General features: G+C 68.3%; 20 protein-coding genes and 1 riboswitch. Of the genes, 14 read left to right on the top strand and 6 right to left on the bottom strand.

Annotated elements, in window-relative coordinates; translation table 11 throughout:
* Positions 1–11 precede the first annotated feature (11 nt).
* The 11 genes from ctaD to P2T65_RS11090 all read left to right on the top strand — a co-directional run bounded on the left by ctaD (position 12) and on the right by P2T65_RS11090 (position 12,197).
* Positions 12–1,646 (top strand): cytochrome c oxidase subunit I, encoded by a 1,635-nt coding sequence (gene ctaD / locus P2T65_RS11140; protein ID WP_063189527.1) that lies wholly within the window; start codon positions 12–14, stop codon positions 1,644–1,646.
* Positions 1,647–1,786: 140 nt separating this feature from the next.
* Positions 1,787–2,761 (top strand): heme o synthase, encoded by a 975-nt coding sequence (locus tag P2T65_RS11135; RefSeq protein WP_276199786.1) that lies wholly within the window; start codon positions 1,787–1,789, stop codon positions 2,759–2,761.
* Complete coding sequence (locus tag P2T65_RS11130) at positions 2,761–2,955, top strand: hypothetical protein (protein WP_055459383.1); 195 nt, start codon at positions 2,761–2,763, stop codon at positions 2,953–2,955. The genes P2T65_RS11135 and P2T65_RS11130 overlap by 1 nt, the downstream gene beginning before the upstream one ends.
* 10 nt (positions 2,956–2,965) lie before the next feature.
* Entirely contained in the window at positions 2,966–3,565 is a 600-nt protein-coding gene (locus P2T65_RS11125) for a cytochrome c oxidase assembly protein (RefSeq protein WP_055459243.1), read from the top strand.
* Positions 3,566–3,617: 52 nt separating this feature from the next.
* Complete coding sequence (locus P2T65_RS11120; protein ID WP_055459242.1) at positions 3,618–4,472, top strand: cytochrome c oxidase subunit 3; 855 nt, start codon at positions 3,618–3,620, stop codon at positions 4,470–4,472.
* 114 nt (positions 4,473–4,586) lie between these two features.
* On the top strand, positions 4,587–4,961 hold the full coding sequence (locus P2T65_RS11115; RefSeq protein ID WP_276199785.1) for a DUF983 domain-containing protein: 375 nt from the start codon (positions 4,587–4,589) through the stop codon (positions 4,959–4,961).
* The gene (locus tag P2T65_RS11110; protein ID WP_071923498.1) at positions 4,958–5,701 is read left to right on the top strand and encodes an SURF1 family protein; all 744 of its coding nucleotides are present in this window, start codon (positions 4,958–4,960) and stop codon (positions 5,699–5,701) included. Before P2T65_RS11115 ends, P2T65_RS11110 begins: the two co-directional genes overlap by 4 nt.
* A gap of 152 nt (positions 5,702–5,853) precedes the next feature.
* A complete protein-coding gene (gene thrC, locus P2T65_RS11105; protein WP_055459239.1) occupies positions 5,854–7,269 on the top strand; it encodes a threonine synthase in 1,416 nt (471 codons plus the stop codon).
* The gene (locus tag P2T65_RS11100; protein WP_055459238.1) at positions 7,266–8,558 is read left to right on the top strand and encodes a pitrilysin family protein; all 1,293 of its coding nucleotides are present in this window, start codon (positions 7,266–7,268) and stop codon (positions 8,556–8,558) included. Before thrC ends, P2T65_RS11100 begins: the two co-directional genes overlap by 4 nt.
* Positions 8,559–8,563: 5 nt before the next feature.
* Entirely contained in the window at positions 8,564–9,151 is a 588-nt protein-coding gene (locus tag P2T65_RS11095) for a GNAT family protein (protein ID WP_276199784.1), read from the top strand.
* Positions 9,152–9,323: 172 nt separating this feature from the next.
* On the top strand, positions 9,324–12,197 hold the full coding sequence (locus tag P2T65_RS11090) for an EAL domain-containing protein (protein WP_276199813.1): 2,874 nt from the start codon (positions 9,324–9,326) through the stop codon (positions 12,195–12,197).
* Between the two features lie 264 nt (positions 12,198–12,461).
* Here P2T65_RS11090 and P2T65_RS11085 read toward each other — a convergent pair whose 3' ends face one another.
* Positions 12,462–13,070, bottom strand: coding sequence for a YqgE/AlgH family protein (locus P2T65_RS11085; RefSeq protein WP_055459236.1), 609 nt, complete (start codon positions 13,068–13,070; stop codon positions 12,462–12,464).
* A 127-nt stretch (positions 13,071–13,197) separates the two neighbouring features.
* Between P2T65_RS11085 and P2T65_RS11080 the strand changes: the two genes are divergently transcribed.
* Entirely contained in the window at positions 13,198–14,085 is an 888-nt protein-coding gene (locus tag P2T65_RS11080; protein ID WP_055459235.1) for a protein-disulfide reductase DsbD domain-containing protein, read from the top strand.
* 47 nt (positions 14,086–14,132) lie between these two features.
* A complete protein-coding gene (locus P2T65_RS11075; protein ID WP_055459234.1) occupies positions 14,133–14,618 on the top strand; it encodes a peroxiredoxin in 486 nt (161 codons plus the stop codon).
* Positions 14,619–14,653: 35 nt separating this feature from the next.
* Here P2T65_RS11075 and P2T65_RS11070 read toward each other — a convergent pair whose 3' ends face one another.
* The 5 genes from P2T65_RS11070 to P2T65_RS11050 all read right to left on the bottom strand — a co-directional run bounded on the left by P2T65_RS11070 (position 14,654) and on the right by P2T65_RS11050 (position 18,078).
* Positions 14,654–15,301, bottom strand: coding sequence for a ribonuclease HII (locus P2T65_RS11070; RefSeq protein WP_055459233.1), 648 nt, complete (start codon positions 15,299–15,301; stop codon positions 14,654–14,656).
* An 80-nt stretch (positions 15,302–15,381) separates the two neighbouring features.
* Positions 15,382–15,822: a VOC family protein gene (locus P2T65_RS11065; protein ID WP_055459232.1), complete on the bottom strand. Its 441-nt coding sequence runs from the start codon at positions 15,820–15,822 to the stop codon at positions 15,382–15,384.
* 12 nt (positions 15,823–15,834) lie between these two features.
* Positions 15,835–17,028, bottom strand: a complete 1,194-nt coding sequence (locus P2T65_RS11060) for a PA0069 family radical SAM protein (protein WP_169790100.1) — start codon at positions 17,026–17,028, stop codon at positions 15,835–15,837.
* Positions 17,029–17,173: 145 nt separating this feature from the next.
* A complete protein-coding gene (locus P2T65_RS11055; RefSeq protein ID WP_055459231.1) occupies positions 17,174–17,374 on the bottom strand; it encodes a hypothetical protein in 201 nt (66 codons plus the stop codon).
* 86 nt (positions 17,375–17,460) lie between these two features.
* Positions 17,461–18,078 (bottom strand): LysE family transporter, encoded by a 618-nt coding sequence (locus tag P2T65_RS11050; protein WP_055459230.1) that lies wholly within the window; start codon positions 18,076–18,078, stop codon positions 17,461–17,463.
* Positions 18,079–18,099: 21 nt separating this feature from the next.
* A riboswitch (ZMP/ZTP riboswitch) is annotated at positions 18,100–18,181 on the bottom strand.
* 171 nt (positions 18,182–18,352) lie between these two features.
* Between P2T65_RS11050 and P2T65_RS11045 the strand changes: the two genes are divergently transcribed.
* Positions 18,353–18,856, top strand: a complete 504-nt coding sequence (locus P2T65_RS11045) for a hypothetical protein (RefSeq protein ID WP_276199783.1) — start codon at positions 18,353–18,355, stop codon at positions 18,854–18,856.
* Positions 18,857–18,864: the final 8 nt, after the last annotated feature.

The following is an 18,864-nucleotide window of genomic DNA, read 5'->3' as shown; positions in this document are numbered from 1 at the left end:
GAGCTGAGCAAATGGCTTCGCCGGCAACATCCCATCAAGCGCACGACCACGCCCACGATCATGCCCATGACCTGCCGCGGGGCTGGCAGCGCTGGATGAATTCAACGAACCACAAGGACATCGGCACGCTCTATCTGATCTTCTCGCTCTTTGCGGGTCTGGTCGGCGGAGCCCTGTCCATCGGTATGCGGCTCGAGCTCCAGGAGCCGGGCATGCAGTTCTTCTCCAACCCGCAGACGTTCAACGTCTTCGTCACCGGCCACGGCCTCATCATGGTGTTCTTCATGGTGATGCCGGCGCTCATCGGCGGGTTCGGCAACTGGTTCGTCCCGCTGATGATCGGCGCGCCGGACATGGCCTTCCCGCGCATGAACAACATCTCCTTCTGGCTCACGGTCGCGGCCTTCTGCCTGCTGATCGTATCGCTGTTCATGGAGGGGGCGCCCGGCTCGACGGGCTTCGGCGGCGGCTGGACGGTCTATCCGCCGCTCGCAGTGCAGGGTCATCCGGGCCCGGCGCTCGATTTCGGCATCCTGTCGCTGCACCTCGCCGGCGCTGCCTCGATTCTCGGCGCCATCAACTTCATCACCACGATCCTCAACATGCGCGCGCCGGGCATGACGCTGCACAAGATGCCGCTCTTCGCCTGGGGCGTGCTGGTGACAGCCTTCCTGCTGCTGCTGGCCCTGCCGGTGCTGGCGGGCGCCATCACCATGCTGCTGACGGACCGCAACTTCGGCACGACCTTCTTCGATCCGGCCGGCGGCGGTGACCCGATCCTGTACCAGCATCTGTTCTGGTTCTTCGGCCACCCCGAAGTGTACATCATGATCCTGCCGGCCTTCGGCATCATCAGCCATATCGTGTCGACCTTCGCCAAGAAGCCGATCTTCGGATATCTCGGCATGGCCTATGCGATGGTGGCGATCGGCGTCGTCGGCTTCATCGTGTGGGCGCACCACATGTACACGGCTGGCCTGTCGCTCGACACGCAGCGCTACTTCGTCTTCGCGACGATGGTCATCGCGGTGCCGACGGGCGTGAAGATCTTCTCCTGGATCGCGACGATGTGGGGGGGCTCCATTCGCTTCACCTCGCCGATGATCTGGGCGATCGGATTCATCTTCCTGTTCACGGTCGGCGGCGTGACGGGTGTCGTTCTTGCCAACGCCGGCGTCGACCGCGCGCTGCATGACACCTACTATGTGGTGGCGCATTTCCACTATGTGCTGTCGCTCGGCGCGGTCTTCGCCCTCTTCGCGGGCTGGTACTACTGGTTCCCGAAGATGTCGGGCTACGTGATCCCGGACTGGATCGGCAAGCTCCACTTCTGGGTGTCGTTCATCGGCGCGAACCTCCTGTTCTTCCCGATGCACTTCTCGGGCCTCGCCGGCATGCCGCGCCGCTATGCGGACTATCCGGACGCCTATGCCCACTGGAACCTGATCTCCTCGATCGGCTCCTACATCTTCGCCGTCGGCCTCCTGATCTTCTTCTACGGCGTGGCGCTCGCCTTCGTCCGCAAGCAGCAGGCCGGCGACAACCCGTGGGGCGCGGGCGCGACGACGCTGGAATGGACGCTGTCCTCGCCGCCTCCATTCCATCAGTACGAGACTCTGCCGAAGATCACGAGCTCCGGCCACTGATCGTCCGGCATGAAACAGGCGTGCGGCCGGGCAGGTCCCGGCCGCCGCTTCTCCGCCGGAGGCCGTACAGGGCGGCCCCTCGCCGAGAAGCGAAGGCACCGACGGTGCCGTTGAGTGACGAACCGAACGGGTAGGGCGTTATGGCGATGATCAGCGACCGACTGGCCGAGACGGGCCGCCGCGAGGCGGCCGGTGCGGCGCAGGTGTCGGTCTCCGGAGGCAGCGTCGGCGACTACATCGCGCTCCTCAAGCCGCGGGTTATGTCGCTCGTCGTCTTCACTGCCCTCGTCGGCATGGTGATCGCGCCCGGTCACGTCAACCCGGTGCTCGGCTTCGCCTCGCTGCTCGCCATCGCCATCGGCGCCGGCGCCTCCGGCTGCCTCAACATGTGGTGGGACGCCGACATCGATGCGGTGATGACGCGCACCGCCAGGCGCCCCATCCCGGCGGGCCGCATCGCGCCGGGCGAGGCGCTCGCCTTCGGCATGACGCTGTCGGTTGGCTCGGTGCTGGTGCTCGGCCTCGCCTCGAACTGGTTCGCGGCGGCCTTTCTCGCCTTCACCATCTTCTTCTATGCGGTCGTCTACACGATGTGGCTGAAGCGGGCGACGCCGCAGAACATCGTTATCGGCGGTGCGGCCGGGGCCTTCCCGCCCATGATCGGCGAGGCGGCGGTGACCGGCCACGTCAGCCTCGACGGGCTCGTGCTGTTCGCCATCATCTTCCTGTGGACGCCTCCGCATTTCTGGGCGCTCGCCCTCGTCAAGGCAGGCGACTATGCCCGCGCCGGCGTGCCCATGATGCCGAACGTCGCCGGTCCCGACGCGACGCGCCGGCAGATCATGCTCTACACGCTGCTGCTCGCCCCGGCGGGCCTTGCGCCGGTGGCGCTCGGCTTCGGCGGCGCGGTCTATGCGACGGTCGCCGGCGTCACCGGGCTCGGCATGGTGGCGCTCGCCTGGCGCGTGCTGCGCCGGCGCGAGGGGGAGGCGGCCGTCAAGGCGGCGCAGCAGCTCTTCGCCTTTTCCATCCTCTACCTCTTCCTTCTGTTCGCGACGCTGCTCGCCGAGCAGGCGCTCGGTTTCGGCAGCCTTTTCGCCGGGTGGGGGCGCTGATGAGGGACAAGGACCGCACCGACGACAAGGAGCGCGCCGTGGAAGGGGGCCCGCCGAGGATGTCGCCCGACGAGGCGAGGCGCCGCCGCGGACGCAACATCGCGATCGCCGTCGTTCTCGGGCTGCTCGTCATCCTGTTCTACGCGATGACGATCGCGCGACTCGGCGAGAACGTCATGAACAGGCCGATGTGAGGGCTGGGGCATGAGCAGCAACGGACAGGACCCGAAGGTGAAGGCGGCCGTGCGCCGCACGGCCGTCATCTGCGCCGGCGTCGTCGTCGGCATGGTCGGCCTCGCCTATGCGTCCGTGCCGCTCTACGATCTCTTCTGCCGCGTCACCGGCTATGGCGGCACGCCCCAGATCAGTGACGGGCCGTCGGCGCGCCGCTCCGAGCGGGAGGTCACGGTGCGCTTCGATTCGAATGTCGCGCCGGGCATCTCCTGGCGCTTCACGCCCGAGGCGCGCGAGGTCACCGTCAAGCTCGGCGAGACGAAGACGGTGATGTACAAGTTCACCAACACGAGCGACCGTCCGACCACCGGCATCGCCACCTTCAACGTCCAGCCGGAACTGGCCGGGGCCTATTTCAACAAGATCCAGTGCTTCTGCTTCACCGAGCAGACGCTTCAGCCGGGTGAGACCGTGGAAGCGCCCGTCGTCTTCTATGTCGATCCCGATATCGTCAACGAGCGTGACATCGCGGACATCCGCACGCTCACGCTCTCCTACACCGTCTTTCCCGCCAAGGGTGGCGCGCCGGTGACGGCGGCCAGCCAGGCGGTGGACAAGCCAAGCCTCTGAACGCTTAACCTGCCCACGCGAGCAAGGACCGAGGGACCCGGAGACAACACAAATGGCCGAAGCTCACGCCAAGAATCACGACTACCATCTCGTCGATCCGAGTCCCTGGCCGCTCCTCGGTTCGGTCAGCGCCTTCGTTATGGCCTGCGGCGCCATCATGCTGATGAAGGACCTGTCGATGGCAGGCCTCAAGGCGGGGCCCTACGTCTTCGGCGCCGGCCTCATCGGCGTGCTCTACACCATGCTCAGCTGGTGGACCGACGTGGTGCGCGAGGCGGAGCGGGGCGACCACACCCGCGTCGTGCAGTTGCACCACCGCTACGGCATGCTGCTGTTCATCGCCTCGGAGGTGATGTTCTTCTACGCTTGGTTCTGGGCTTATTTCGACGTCAGCCTGTTTCCCGGCGAGGCCATCCAGTTCCAGCGTGCGGAGTTCACCGGCGGGCACTGGCCGCCGCAGGGCATCGAGACGTTCGATCCCTGGCACCTGCCGCTGCTCAACACACTGATCCTGCTCACCTCGGGCACGACGGTGACCTGGGCGCACCATGCACTGCTGCACAACGACCGCGCCGGCGTGAAGCAGGCCCTGTGGCTGACGGTGGCCCTCGGCGTGCTCTTCTCGATCGTGCAGGCCTACGAGTATTCGCACGCCGCGTTCGACTTCTCGGGCAACATCTACGGCGCCACCTTCTTCATGGCGACCGGCTTCCACGGCTTCCACGTCATCGTCGGCACCATCTTCCTTGGTGTCTGCCTGCTGCGCGTCTACCTCGGCCATTTCACGCCGAAGCAGCATCTGGGCTTCGAATTCGCCGCCTGGTACTGGCACTTCGTCGACGTGGTATGGCTTTTCCTCTTCGCCGCCATCTACGTCTGGGGTGCGGGTACGCCTGCGGCCCACTGACCCGCCGGCGGTGCACGCAGCCGGTGATGCGACACCAAGGGGCGGCCGCAGCCGCCCCTTTTACGTTAGAAGGGCGTCTGCGCGCCGAAAGGCGCGGATCATGGAGGATGAGACATGGCCCACGAAGACCACGCGCCGCAGTCGCCCGTCCCGACGGGCCTTGCCGGTCGTTGCCCCCGGTGCGGGCAGGGGCGCATGTTCAGTGGCTTCCTCACAGTCGCGCCGAAGTGCAACGCCTGCGGGCTCGACTTTTCCTTCGCCGATTCGGCGGACGGGCCAGCCGTCTTCGTGATGCTCATCGGCGGCTTCATCGTCTGCGGCTTCGCGCTGTGGCTGGAACTCGCCTACGAGCCGCCGTTCTGGGTCCATCTCGTCGTGTCGCTGCCACTGGCGCTCGTCGTCTGCCTCGGCATGCTGCGCCCGCTCAAGGGCGTGCTCATCGCCCTGCAGTATCATCACAAGGCCGAGGAGGGCCGGCTGGAGAAATGATCGTGGCGGCACGCTGGCGTGGCCTCATCCTTCCCGGTGTCCTGACGCTCCTCGTGCTCGCGGTGCTCCTGTCGCTGAGCGCGTGGCAGTTCTCGCGCATGGGCTGGAAGGAGGCGCTGCTCGCCCGCATCGAGGCCCGCATCGATGCGGCGCCGGTCCCTGTCCCGCCGGAGGCGGACTGGCCGGCCTGGCGGGCGGACGAGGACGAATACCGCCGCGTCACGGTGGAGGGCCGCTTCCTGCACGACAGGGAGGTGCTCGTCCACGGCAACACCCCGCGCGACGAGCGCGGCCGCGTCTTCGCCGGCTACTACGTGCTCACCCCGCTCGCCCGCCCGGACGGCTCGATCGTCGTGGTGAACCGCGGCTTCGTGCCCCTCGAGAACCGCGATCCGGCGACCCGCGCCCCCGGCCAGGTCGAGGGCGAGGTGGTCGTGAGCGGCGTCATGCGCGCGCCGCAGGAGCGGGGCTGGTTCCTGCCCGCCGACGACCCGGCCAAGGGCGAGTGGTTCACGCGCGATCCGGCCGCGATCGCCGCCGCCTTCGGCCTCGCGCGCGTCGCTCCCTTCATCGTCGAGGCGGACGGGGCATCCAATCCCGGCGGCCTGCCGCGCGGCGGGCTGACGCGCGTGAGCTTCCCCAACAACCACCTCGAATATGCCCTGACATGGCTCGGCCTCGCCATCGGGCTTCTCGGCGTCTTCGCCGTTTTCGCCACAAAGCGGCTGAAGGGGACGTAGAGCTAAGGCGGGACGTGCGGAGAGTGCGCGGCATTCCCCTCCCCGCAAGGGGGAGGGGAGAAGGACTGCCCGGTTCCAGCCCCGCAAGCGTCGTCCTTGTCTCGCCATCCTTCGGGGCTTACTGTCCGCCGTCCCATGAGGAGATAGGTTCGGTGCTGCACGTCTCGACCCGCGGGGAGGCGCCCGCGATTGCCTTCAACGAAGCGCTTCTGGCGGGCCTTGCCCGGGATGGCGGGCTCTATGTGCCCGAGACCTGGCCGCAGTTGACGCGCGAGGCGATCGCCGCCCTGGCCGGCAAGTCCTATGCCGCCGCGGCGAACGAGATCGTCGGTGCCCTCGTCGACGGCGACGTACCGGCCGATGCCCTTTCGGCGATGATCGCCGAGGCCTATGCCACCTTCCGCCATCCGGCGGTGTGCCCGCTGAACCAGGTGGGCGACAATCTCTTCGTGCTCGAGCTGTTCCACGGGCCGACGCTCGCCTTCAAGGACGTCGCCATGCAGCTGCTCGCGCGGCTCATGGACCACGTGCTGAAGCAGCGTGGCGCCCGGGCGACCATCGTCGGGGCGACCTCCGGCGACACCGGCTCGGCGGCCATCGAGGCCTTCGCCGGGCTCGACCAGGTCGACGTCTTCATCCTCTATCCGCACGGGCGGGTGTCGGAAGTGCAGCGCCGCCAGATGACCACCGTCGCCTCGCCCAACGTGCACGCCATCGCGCTCGAGGGCACGTTCGACGACTGTCAGGGCATCCTCAAGGGCCTGTTCAACAATCACCGTTTCCGAGACGAACTGGCGCTGTCCGGCGTCAATTCCATCAACTGGGCCCGCATCGCGGCGCAGGTGGTCTATTACTTCACCGCCGCCGTCTCGCTCGGCGCGCCGCACCGGCCCGTCTCCTTCACCGTGCCGACGGGCAATTTCGGCGATATCCTCGCCGGCTATGTGGCGAAGCGGATGGGCCTGCCGGTGGGTCGGCTCGGTGTCGCCACCAACGTCAACGACATCCTCGTGCGCACCTTCGCCACCGGCCGCTACGAGACCGCCGAGGTGGCGGCCACCACCTCTCCGTCGATGGACATCCAGGTGTCATCGAATTTCGAGCGCCTGCTGTTCGAGGCCGGGGGGCGCGATGTTGCCGCTGTCCGGCGCATGATGACGGCGCTCGCCCAGTCTGGTGCCTTTACCGTCGAAGAGCCGCTGCTCGCCGCGATCCGCCGCGATTTCTTTGCCGGGCGGGCGGACGAGGCCGAGGTCGCGGCCGAGATCGGCACGACATGGCTCGAGGCCGGCTATCTCCTCGATCCGCATACCGCCGTCGGCATGGTGGCGGCCCGGCGGGCGCTGAAGGAGGATGCCGGGACGCCGATGGTCGTTCTGGCGACGGCGCACCCGGCCAAGTTCCCGGATGCGGTCGAGGCTGCGAGCGGCGTGCGCCCGCCGCTGCCGCCCCATCTGGCCGACCTCTACAGTCGGCCGGAGCGGTTCGACGTGGTCGCCAACGACATCGCCGCCGTCGAGACATTCGTGCGTGCGCGGGCCCGCGCCGCGCGGGGAGCCGCCGCATGAAGGCAGCCGCCGCAGCGGCCGGGGAGAACACACTGGGGGTTTCGACGCTTGCCAGCGGCCTGACAGTGGTGAGCGAGCGCATGCCGCACGTCGCCACGGTAGCGGTCGGCGTGTGGGTCGGCGTGGGAGCGCGCAACGAGCGGCCGCAGGAGCATGGCCTCTCGCATTTCATCGAGCACATGGCCTTCAAGGGCACCGAGAGCCGCTCGGCCCGCACCATCGCCGAGGCCGTCGAGGCGGCGGGCGGCGATTTCAATGCCGAGACAGGCATCGAGCACACCTCTTACACTGTCCGCCTCTTGCCGGAGGACCTTGATCTTGCGCTCGACATTCTCGCCGACATCCTGACCCGCTCTCGCTTTGCGCCCGAAGAGATCGCCCGCGAGAAGTCGGTGATCCTGCAGGAGATCAGCGCCGTCGAGGACACGCCGGAGGATCTCGTCAACGACCTGTTCATGAGCTGTGCGTTCTCCGGCCAGCCGCTCGGTCGTCCCATCCTTGGCACCGCCGAGAGCGTGCGCGGCTTCACCCGCGAACGGCTCGTCGGCTATCTTGCGCGGGAATATCGCGCCTCCCGCATGGTCGTCGCCGCGGCGGGGAGCGTTGACCATGCTCGCCTCGTCGCGGGTGTCGAGCGGCATTTTGCCGGCATCAGCGGCGGCCTGGGCTCCGTGACGGAACCGGCCCGCTTCACGCCCGGCGACTTGCGGGTCGAGCGCGCCATTGAGCAGGTGCAGCTCATGCTCGGCTGGCCGGGCAGGGCGCTTGGCGACGACGGACATTATGCCCTGCAGGTCTTCGCCAATCTGCTCGGCGGGGGCATGTCCTCGCGTCTCTTCCAGGAGGTGCGCGAGGAGCGCGGCCTCGCCTATGCGGTCGATGCCTTTCACTGGCCCTTCCTGGACACGGGTGTCTTCGGCCTTGCGGCCGGCACGGCGCCGGAGGATGTTGCCGAGCTCGTGCCGGTGGCGCTCGCCTGCCTGCGCGATGCAGCGCTCGCCGCAACGCCGGAGGAACTTGCCCGCGCGCGGGCGCAGATGAAGGTGGCGCTGCTCACGACGAGCGAATCGGCCATGGGCCGGGCGGATCAATTGGCACGGCAGATGCTGGCCTTCAGGCGCATCGTCCCGCGCGAGGAAGTCGTCGCCCGGCTCGACGCCCTGACGGTTGATGACATACGTGCCGCCGGTCGCAGCCTGCTAGAATGCCATCCCGTCGTCGTGGGGCTCGGGCCGGTCGCGGATCTGCCGGCGTCTGCCGCCGTTCAGGCGATGCTCGCCGGAAAGTGAACGCTATGGTGCTGTTCCGCTTCACGCCCCACAACGAGGCCCTGCCGGCCGTACGTGGCGACGGGCTGTACCTCAGGGCACCGCAGATGGCCGATTTTTCCCAGTGGGCCACCCTGAGGGCGGAAAGCCGCCGCTTCCTCGAGCCATGGGAGCCGCTGTGGCCGGCCGACGACCTGACGCGCAGCGCCTTCCGCCGCCGGGTGCGTCGCTACGCCCAGGAGATTGCCAGCGATACGGCCTATCCCTTCCTCATCTTCCGACAGGCCGACGACGTTCTGTTGGGGGGGCTGACGCTCGGCTTCGTGCGGCGCGGCGTCGCCCAGACCTGCACGCTCGGCTACTGGATCGGCGAGCGCCATGCCGGCCAGGGGCACATGACGCGAGCGGTGCGGGCCGCCGTCGGCTTCGCCTTCCGCAATCTCGCCCTGCGCCGTGTGGAGGCGGCCTGCCTGCCGTCCAACGCCGCCTCCATCCGTCTCCTCGAAAAGGTCGGATTCAGCCGTGAAGGCTACGCCCGCCGCTACCTGTGCATTGCGGGCACGTGGCAGGACCATCTCCTCTATGCCCTGTTGAGTGATGATATCGTCTCGTGAGTGCGACAGAGGCCGGCCGGAGGGCGGGCGGCGTCGGGGCGCCGCCTTGCAGGGGGCGGCCCCGCGAGGCCTGTCTCGCCTCGTGCCGCGCCTCTTGCCCTCGTCCGGCCGGCCCGATACGACTGGGCGGCCTTCCGATGCGCTCATCCGCGAGATACCTGCGTTGCATTTCCTGCGTAGACTGACGCTTCTCCTGTCGGCCCTCGTCGCCCTTGCCGCCCTGGCGGTGCCGGCGGGGGCGGTGGAGTCGGTGCGCGTCACGCTCGATGCCCAGGCCATCGACCTGATGCCCGCGGTCGAATTCTACAAGTCGGAAGGCGATCTTATCCAGATCCCCATCGCGCCGGGGCCGGACGGCATCGTCCGCCGCATCGCGGTGAAGGCGCGCGACGGCGGCACGCGGCCGGACTGGATGGTCTTTGCGCTCACCAACGACACGGACGAGCAGATCGACCGGCTGCTCGTCGCACCTCACTACCGCCTCGTCGGCTCCGGTGTCATCTGGCCCGATCTCGGCGCCTCCCGCATCACCGCCATCACGGCAAGCCAAGGCATCCGTCCCGAGCGCGAGGAGAGCTCCGACGCCGACATCTTCACGCTGACGCTCGACCCTGGCACGACGGTGACCTTCGTCGCCGAACTGCGCACGCCGAACCTGCCGCAGCTCTATCTGTGGGAGCCGGAGGCCTACAAGAAGAAGATCAACGGCCTCACGCTCTACAAGGGCATCATCATCGGCATCGCGGGGCTACTCGCCCTGTTCCTCACCATTGTCTTCGTGGTGAAGGGGGCCGTGATCTTTCCCGCGGCGGCGGCGCTCGCCTGGGCGGTGCTCGCCTATGCGTGCATCGATTTCGGCTTCCTGCAGCAGATCTTTCCGGCGACCTCCTCGGCGGACCGCATCTATCGCGCGGCGGCGGAGGCCGTGCTCGCCGCGACGCTGCTCGTCTTCCTCTTCGCTTATCTCAACCTCAACCGCTGGCACGTGCGCTACAGCCACGTCACGGCCGGCTGGCTCGTCTTCCTCGCCGCCCTGGTGGGGCTCGCCGTCTTCGATGCGCCGGTCGCGGCCGGCGTTGCGCGCATTTCCATCGCGGCGGTGGCGGCCATCGGCTTCGCGCTTGTCATCCATCTCGCCAGTCACCGTTACGACCGGGCGGTGATGCTCATCCCCACCTGGCTCCTGCTGCTGGTCTGGGTGACGGCGGCCGCCTTCACCGTGCTCGGCCAGATCTCGCGCGACCTCGTGCCACCGGCGCTGATCGGCGGACTGGTGCTCATCGTCATGCTCATCGGCTTCACGGTGATGCAGCACGCCTTCTCGGGCGGCGCCATCGCGCAGGGCCTCGTCAGCGACACGGAGCGCAAGGCACTGGCGCTCGCCGGGGCCGGCGACATCGTCTTCGATTGGGACGTGATGGCCGACAAGATCTATGTCAGCCCGGAGGTCGAGCTTCAGCTGGGACTGAAGCGCGGGTCCCTCGAAGGCCCGGCGTCCGCCTGGCTCGACGTGATGCACGCCTTCGACCGCGACCGTTATCGCGCCACCCTCGATGCGGTGCTGGAGCAGCGGCGCGGCCGGGTGGTGCAGGATTTCCGCCTGCGCTCGGCGAGCGGCCAGTACCACTGGTTCAACCTCAAGGCGCGGCCCGTCGTCGGCTCCGACGGCGAGGTCATCCGCGTCGTCGGCACCCTGGCGGACGTGACGGATGCGCGCACGGCCGAGGAGCGGCTGCTGCACGATGCCGTGCACGACAATCTCACCGGCCTGCCCAATCGCGAATTGTTCTACGACCGGCTCGAGGCGGCGCTCGTCTATGCCCAGGGCGATGACGGCATCCGTCCGACGGTGATTGTCGTCGACCTCGACCGCTTCAAGCAGGTCAACGAATCGGTCGGCCTCTCGGCCGGCGATTCCATCCTGCTCACCATCTCGCGGCGGCTCGGGCGCCTCCTGCGCCCGCAGGACACGCTCGCCCGCATCTCCGGCGACGAGCTCGCCATCATCCTCGTCTCCGAGCGCGAGCCCGATCGCATCATCTCGTTTGCCGGCATGATCCGCCGGGCGGTCACGACGCCCGTGACCTTCGCCGAGCGCGAGATCTTCCTCACCGCCTCCATCGGCATCGCCCTGCACGATCCGCAGGCCGAGGCGCGCGGCGAGGAGATGCTGAAGAATGCCGAGATCGCCATGATCCACGCCAAGAAGCAGGGCGGGGATCGCATCGAGGTGTTCCGACCGACGATGCGCGCCGAGCGTTCCGACAAGCTCACCATCGAGAGCGACCTGCGCCGGGCGCTCGACCGCGGCGAGATGAAGGTCTTCTTCCAGCCCATCGTGCGGCTGGACGATCGGACGGTGGCCGGCTTCGAGGCCCTCTTGCGCTGGGACCATCCGCGCCACGGTCGTCTCGGGCCACACGATTTCATTCCCATTGCCGAAGAGACGGGGCTCATCGTCGATCTCGGTCTCTTCGCGCTGGAGCGCACGGCGCGTGAGCTCGCCGCATGGCAGCGGGCGCTCGATGTCGAGCCGCCGATCTTCGCCAGCGTCAACGTCTCGAGCCGCCAGCTCCTGCGGCACGACCTGCTGCACGACGTCAAGACCGTACTCGCCCGCTTCGCCGTCCAACCGGGCTCGCTCAAGCTGGAGCTGACGGAGAGCCTCGTGATGGAGAACCCGGAATATGCGGCGCAGATGCTGGCGCGCATCCGCGACCTCGGGGCAGGTCTGTCGCTCGACGATTTCGGCACCGGCTATTCCGCGCTGTCCTACCTGCAGCGCTTCCCCTTCGACACCATCAAGATCGACCAGTCCTTCGTGCGGCAGATGGCGAACGGCGGGCGTCCGGTCATCCTGCGCTCCATCGTCACCCTGGCGCACGACCTCGGCATGGACGTCGTCGCCGAGGGGGTGGAGGACGAATCGGATGCCGTGGCGCTGCTGCAGCTCGGCTGCGAATACGCCCAGGGCTATGCCTTCGGCGAGCCGATGAGCGCGCTCGAGGCGCGCAAGCTTGTCGGCGCGGCGCACGAGGCGGCGTAACGTTCAGGGCTGACGAAGACGCTTCGGGATCGCCCGTCCGCTTGAGGTAGGGCTCGACCGCCAAGGTCTGCGCGGTTTGCAGCGCAAGGCCCGGTGCGCAACGCTCCCCGTCATGCCCGCGCTTGTCGCGGGCATCCACGCGTTGCGGCATTGCAATGTGAAAGGCGTGGATGGCCAAGCCCGGCCAGGACGATTGGAGCACGCGTTCCGGCGTCTGAGCGGGAGCGAGGCAAGCCGGCCTGACCAGCCGGTCCGGAGGACGCCCTAGGCGTGCCCGGCCTCGCCGGAGAGCATCCCCGGATCGATGCCGAGCATGCGCAGGGCGCGGTCGTATTTGGCTTCCAGCGGCACGTTGAAGATCAGTTCCGGATCGGCCGGGCAGTTCAGCCAGCCGTTGGCCTGGATCTCGCTTTCGAGCTGCCCGGCGCCCCAGCCGGCATAGCCGAGCGCCAGAAGGGCGCTGTGCGGGCCCTGGCCGCGGGCGATGGCACGCAGGATGTCGATCGTCGCCGTCAGGCAGATCTCGTCGTCGATGGGCAGGGTCGAATTGTCGATGAAGAAGTCGGGCGAGTGCAACACGAAGCCGCGTCCCGTCTCAACCGGCCCGCCGCGCAGCACGAGCACCCGGTCGCGCTGCGGCAGGCGGATCGCTTCCTCGGCATTGATGATGTCGAGCTGGACGAGGAGATCGGGAAAATTGAGCTCCGTCGCGCGCTTGTTGACGACGATGCCCATCGCGCCTTCTTCCGAATGGGCGCACACATAGATCACCGAACGCGCAAACCGCTCGTCCCGCATGCCCGGCATGGCGAGCAGCAACTGGCCGTCCAGATAATCCTTGCCGGTCTCGGCCGACTTTCGCTCGAGCGACATCAGCTCTCCTTCTCTCAACAACATGCTACGGCGAGCCCATAGCTTTTCAATGCTTTTTGCTGCCTCCTTGTTGCGCTTCACGGCTTCGTGGCTCGCCAGGAGCGCGGCAGGAGGGTATTCCGGCGCCATGTCGATCGGATGCTTCAAGGACGGGACGGCCGGCCGGGCCGCGATCATCTGCGGCGCGCTGGCACTGTCCGCCGCGTTGTTTGTCACGGCAGGCCTGGCGGGCCCTGCCGTCGCGGAACCCGCGCCTTCGGCGAATGCGAAGGGCGAGCGTTCCTCCATTGCGCTCCTCTCCGCCGGGCGCATGCCGGACGGAGCCTGGCGGGCCGGCCTGAGCATCGCCCTCGAACCGGGCTTCAAGACCTACTGGCGCGATCCAGGCGATTCCGGCGTGCCGCCGGTTTTCGACTGGTCGGGCTCGCGCAATGTCGCCCGCGTCGAGGTGGAATGGCCGGCACCCCGCCGCTTCTTCGACGGCGTCGGCTGGTCGATCGGCTACAAGGACGATGTCGTGCTGCCGCTGCGCGTCGTGGCGCAGGATGCCGGCGCGCCCGTCGTGCTCGATCTCAAGCTCGATTACGCGGTGTGCGAAAAACTCTGCATCCCGACGGGCGGCCACGTGGCGCGGGAACTCACCGAATCGGCTGAGGACGCGGCGGCGCTTGCTCCGTTCGTCGCCCGCGTCCCGCGGGAGGTCGCAGTGGGCGAGGAGGCCGCCGGCCTTGCGGTCGAGACTGCGGCCATCGAGCGCAAGGGGGACGACATCGCCGTCGTCGCCCGCATCGCGGGCGGCGGGCTGGAGGACGTCTTCGTCGAGGGCGAGAGCGGCTGGTACTTCGACAAGGCCGAGCTGACGCGCCAGGACGACGGCCGCACTCTTGCCCGCGTCCCGGTCGCCGACCGGCCGAAGGCGGCCGCGGGCCCAACGGCCGCGAAGCTCACGGTCGTCGGCAAGGCCGGCGCGATATCCGTTGCTGCGAGGCTCGACGCGGTGGCCAAGGCACGCTAACTCAGGGGGCAGCCTCTCGGCTGACTTTCCCTGGAAGGAGCGTTGTCATGGCCATTGCAGTTGGTGATCGTCTGCCGTCCGTAACCTTTCGCGTCATGACGCCCGACGGGCCGGCCGCGCGCACCACGGACGACATCTTCAAGGGCCGCAAGGTCGTTCTTTTCGCCGTGCCCGGCGCCTTCACGCCCACGTGCCACAAGAACCATCTGCCGGGCTTCCTCGCCAAGGCCGACGAGATCAAGGCCCGCGGCATCGACGCCATCGCGGTGACGGCGGCCAATGACGTCTTCGTCATGGATGCGTGGAGCAAGTCGTCAGGCGCCGAAGGCGTCATCGAGTTTCTGGCCGACGGCAACGGCGATTTCGCCAAGGCGGTCGGGCTCGCCTTCGACGGTTCGGGTTTCGGCCTCGGGACGCGCTCGCAGCGCTATTCGATGGTCGTCGAGGACGGCGTCGTCACGCAGCTCAACGTCGAGGACGCGCCGGGCAAGGCGGACGTCTCCGGCGCGGCGCACCTCCTCGCGCAGCTCTGACGCGAGGCCGGGCGGTTCCTTGTGAGGCGCCCGGCTTATTCCAACCGCATCGGCGCAAAGCTCATGCGGTGGAAGGGCGACGGCCCGTGCGCGGCAATGGCCTCGAGATGCCCCGGTGTGCCGTAGCCGGCGTGGGACGAAAAGCCATAGGCCGGGAACTGTCGGCACAACCGCGCCATCAGCCGGTCGCGCGTGACCTTGGCAACGATCGACGCCGCCGCAATCGAGGCGACGGTGAGGTCGCCCTTGATGACCGCCTCCGTCGTACAGGGGGCATCGGGCGGGCAGTCGTTGCCGTCGATGAAGGCATGCACCGGCCGCACCGGCAGGCCGCGCAGGGCCCGCGTCATGGCAGCCAGCGTCGCCTGGCGGATGTTGATGCTGTCGATGATGCGGGCCGGCACGCTCGCTACCGACACGGCCGCGCTGTCGAGGATGAAGGCATAGAGCACCTCGCGCCGAGCGGGCGTGAGCCTCTTCGAATCCGTCAGCCCCTCGGGGATGCGGTCGGGATCGAGCACGACAGCCGCCGCAACGACCGGGCCGGCAAGGGGGCCGCGGCCTACCTCGTCCACGCCGGCAACGGGCCAGAGGCCGCGCCGGCGGCAGTCTCCCTCGCGCAGGAAGGATGCCGACGCGAGGTCGGAACCTGCCGGCGAATCAGTATCGTCGATGCGCTTCATGCGGCCATCATGGCGCGCAGGCGCGCAGGCTCAAGGCTCGATTCGAGAAGGCTCGCCTGCGGGGGCTGCGAAAGCCGCCGTCAGTCCGGCAGCACCATCAGCCCGCGCGCGTCGAGCGGCATGAAGGGATTGAAGGCCACCTCCCACGGATGGCCGTCGGGATCGGCGAAATAGCCCGAATAGCCGCCCCAGTCCGCCTTGGTGCCTGGCTTCAGCAGGCGCCCGCCGGCGGCGACCGCGGCGTCGAGCGCCGCGTCCACCGCCTTCTCGTCCGGCAGGTTGATGGCGAGAGTGAAGCCGCCGAAGCCCGGTGGCGTCAGCGGGAGCTTCGCGTCCTCGGCGAGCTTGTCCCGGTCCCACAGGGCGAGCGCAACATTGTCGAGGGCGAGAAAGGTGATCGACGCCTCGTGGGCCCGCGCCTTCGGCCGCCAGCCGAGCTTCTCGTAGAAGCGCTGGCTGGCAGCGCGGTCCGTGACGCCGAGCGTGATGAGGTTGACGCGCGCAGGAACGGTCGCGGTCATCGGGCTATCCTTTCAGAAGAGGCTGAGCTGCTCGGCGCCGCGACGGGGCGGTGAGAAGAGGTCCGTCCTGAGCCGCGTGCGGCGCTTGTTGAAGCCGAGGCGCTCGGCGGCCATCTCGAAACGCCGGCCGATCATCCAGGCATAGGGACCGGAGCCCACCATGCGCTGGCCCCAGCTGGAATCGTAGTCCTTGCCGCCGCGCGTCGAGCGGATGAGCGACAGCACGTGCCGGGCCTTGTCGGGATAGTTGCTCATCAGCCAGTCGCGCACGATGTCGCGCACCTCGAGCGGCAGGCGCAGCATGACGTAGCCCGCCTCGCGCGCGCCTGCGGCATGCGTCGCGGCGAGGATGTTCTCGATCTCCGCATCGTTGACGGCCGGCACGATGGGAGCAACGAGCACGGTGACGGGGATGCCAGCCTCGCTGAGCCGGCGGATGGTGTCGAGCCGGCGCTGCGGCGTCGCCGCCCGCGGCTCCATCGTGCGGGCGAGCTTGGCGTCGAGCGTGGTGACGGAGATCGCCACCTTGGCGAGGCCCCGCGCCGCCATAGGCGCGAGGAGGTCGATGTCGCGCGTCACCAGGGCCGATTTGGTCACGATGCCGACCGGATGGCCGGTCCTGCCCAGCACCTCCAGGATGCCGCGCATGAGGCGGAACTTGCGCTCGATGGGCTGGTAGGGATCGGTATTGGTGCCGATGGCGAGCGTGCGTGGCACGTAGCTGGAGGCGGATAGTTCCTTCTCGAGCAACGCCGGCGCATCCGGCTTGGCGAAGAGCTTCGATTCGAAGTCGAGCCCCGGCGACAGGCCCATATAGGCGTGGGTCGGCCGGGCGAAGCAGTAGACGCAGCCGTGCTCGCAGCCGCGATAGGGGTTCACCGAGCGGTCGAAGGAGATGTCGGGCGAATCGTTGCGCGTGATGATGGTGCGCGCCTTCTCCGTCTGCACCTCCGTCTTGAACGGCGGCAGCTCGGCAAGGCCCTCCCAGCCGTCGTCGACATCCTCCCGGTGAGTCGGCTCGTAGCGCGCCACGGGGTTGCCGACGGCCCCGCGTCCGCGCCGCCGCTCCGGGTCGATGCGATGGCCGACAAGGGCGAGCGGATCCGCCGGGCCGACCTGCGGCACCTCCTTCAGCAGATCGCGCCCCCGGCCGGTGCGCGGCGGGGTGGCAGGGGCGGGTGAATGAGAGACGGCTCGGGCCCGCATGGGCGCCTCCGATTCCAGCAGCGATCATCGATTGAGAACATATAGAGAACAAAATTGTTCCCGTGTCCAGTGGTGGCTGTGGTCGAGGCGCAAGGTTAGCAACGGCACAAGCCGCGTGCCGAAACAGAAGCCGACGTTCGATCGTCTAGTCCTGGTTCTGCGGCGCTTCCGCAGCGTCGGCCGCGGTGCCGGGCGCCGCCGGCGGTTGGTCCCGCGCGGGTTGCGGTGGCGCTGGCATCGGCAAGGTGATCCCCTGTTGCCACGCATCGAGGCGGGCGTTGAGGCTGCTGACCGGCATATGCGAACCGGGGAAGACGCCTGGCTGTGGTCTGATCTCCTGCGGCATTCGCGTTCTCCTTTCGTCGTGCAGCGGAGCATCAAGAGGAGTGACGGGAGCGGCCATCGTCAAACGGGCGTGCCGAAAATCTCAATTCAAGGCTTGCCGGGTGGTGACAGCACCCACGGCACGGCTACGGAAAGGATCAGCAAGCCCGCGAAGGACATGTTCAAGACACGCCTCGCCCGGGGGTTGTCCATGGGGCGCGCGAGCAGCGAGCCGGCAGCAAGCCAAAGGATGTTGACGAGAACGACTGTCGCGAGCAGCAGCGTTCCCTTCAGCAACTGATCGCCGATGGTGCTGTCGGGCCAGACGGAATATCGCGAGAATGCAGCCGCCACGGCGACATAGGCCTTCGGGTTGGCCAGAGACAGGGTCGCGCCCGCATGCCAGCGAGGGGGACGCGCGGCCGATCCTGCGGCGGCCGTCCTCAGCGGCGGCGCCGTGGCGATCCGGTAGGCCAGGAAGATGAGATAGGCGCTCGCGGCAAAGGTCACGACCGGCGCGATCCGGGGAGAGGAAAGCACCGCCGCCCAGAGGCCCGAGCCGACCAAAGCCACGACGGCGACCATTCCGAGATCGAGCCCGAGCATGTACGGCACCACGCGACGCATGCCGAAGGCAGCCCCGAGCGCCGCCAGGCTGAGCGTGTTGGGTCCGGGGCTCCCGACGAGCGCGAGCGATGTCAGAAGAAACAGGAGCACAGCGTCCATGGGGCCTCCACTCGCGATCTTGGAGTTGGCCCAGGCGGACGGCGGAACAGTGCTGCGCTCCCCGATGGTTCCCCATCTCATCCCGCCAGTCACACAGCACGATGCGAGCGTATCGACCGCTCGCCCGGCGGGCAAGCCGCATGCATCGGGATGTTGGGCGCGGCCAGCGCCGGCGGGCTCGCGCCTGCCACCGAGGATTCGGGCCGTCCGTGCTCCTGCCGCTAAGACAGCGTGCCGCAGCGTCATGGCGAGGTGCCTGCGCTAGGCTTCCGGCATGATTTCCGTCCTGATCATGGCCAATGGCGATACGGAAGGGCTCGGCGCGACGCTGGCGGCCCTGGTGCCCGGCGTCGCGGCGGCGGTCGTGCGCGAGGCCATCATCATCGATTGCGGCGAGGACAGGGATGCCGCGCGCGTCGCCGAGGCCGTCGGCGCCTCGCTCGTGCGGGCCGGGGATGGCGAAGCCGGCTGGCGCGAGGGGGTGCGCGAGGCGCGTGGCCCCTGGCTGATGCTGCTCAAGGCCGGCGACGTGCCGACGGCGAACTGGATCGCCGTGATGGAGCGCTTCCTGCGCCGCGAAGGCGGCCAGACGACGGGCTTGTGGCTCGGCGGCTCGTGCATCGTGCCGCTCGGCCGCTTGCGGCACGTGGCCCAGGGGCTGTTCGGCCGCGCGCCGCTCGGCCCGCGCATGCTGCTGTCGAAGGCTCATGTCGTCGCCGGCCATCGCCGGCCGATGATGCTGCCGGCGCTGCCGGTCGCCTTCGAGGCGGCCGGTTGAGACCGGGG

Origin of the sequence: Chelatococcus sp. XZ-Ab1 (assembly GCF_029309855.1) — a bacterium.
In the GTDB taxonomy this organism is placed as follows: domain Bacteria; phylum Pseudomonadota; class Alphaproteobacteria; order Rhizobiales; family Beijerinckiaceae; genus Chelatococcus_A; species Chelatococcus_A sambhunathii.
The sequence above is the reverse complement of the archived record's forward strand: the minus strand, read 5'-3'. Positions and strand labels throughout refer to the sequence as shown.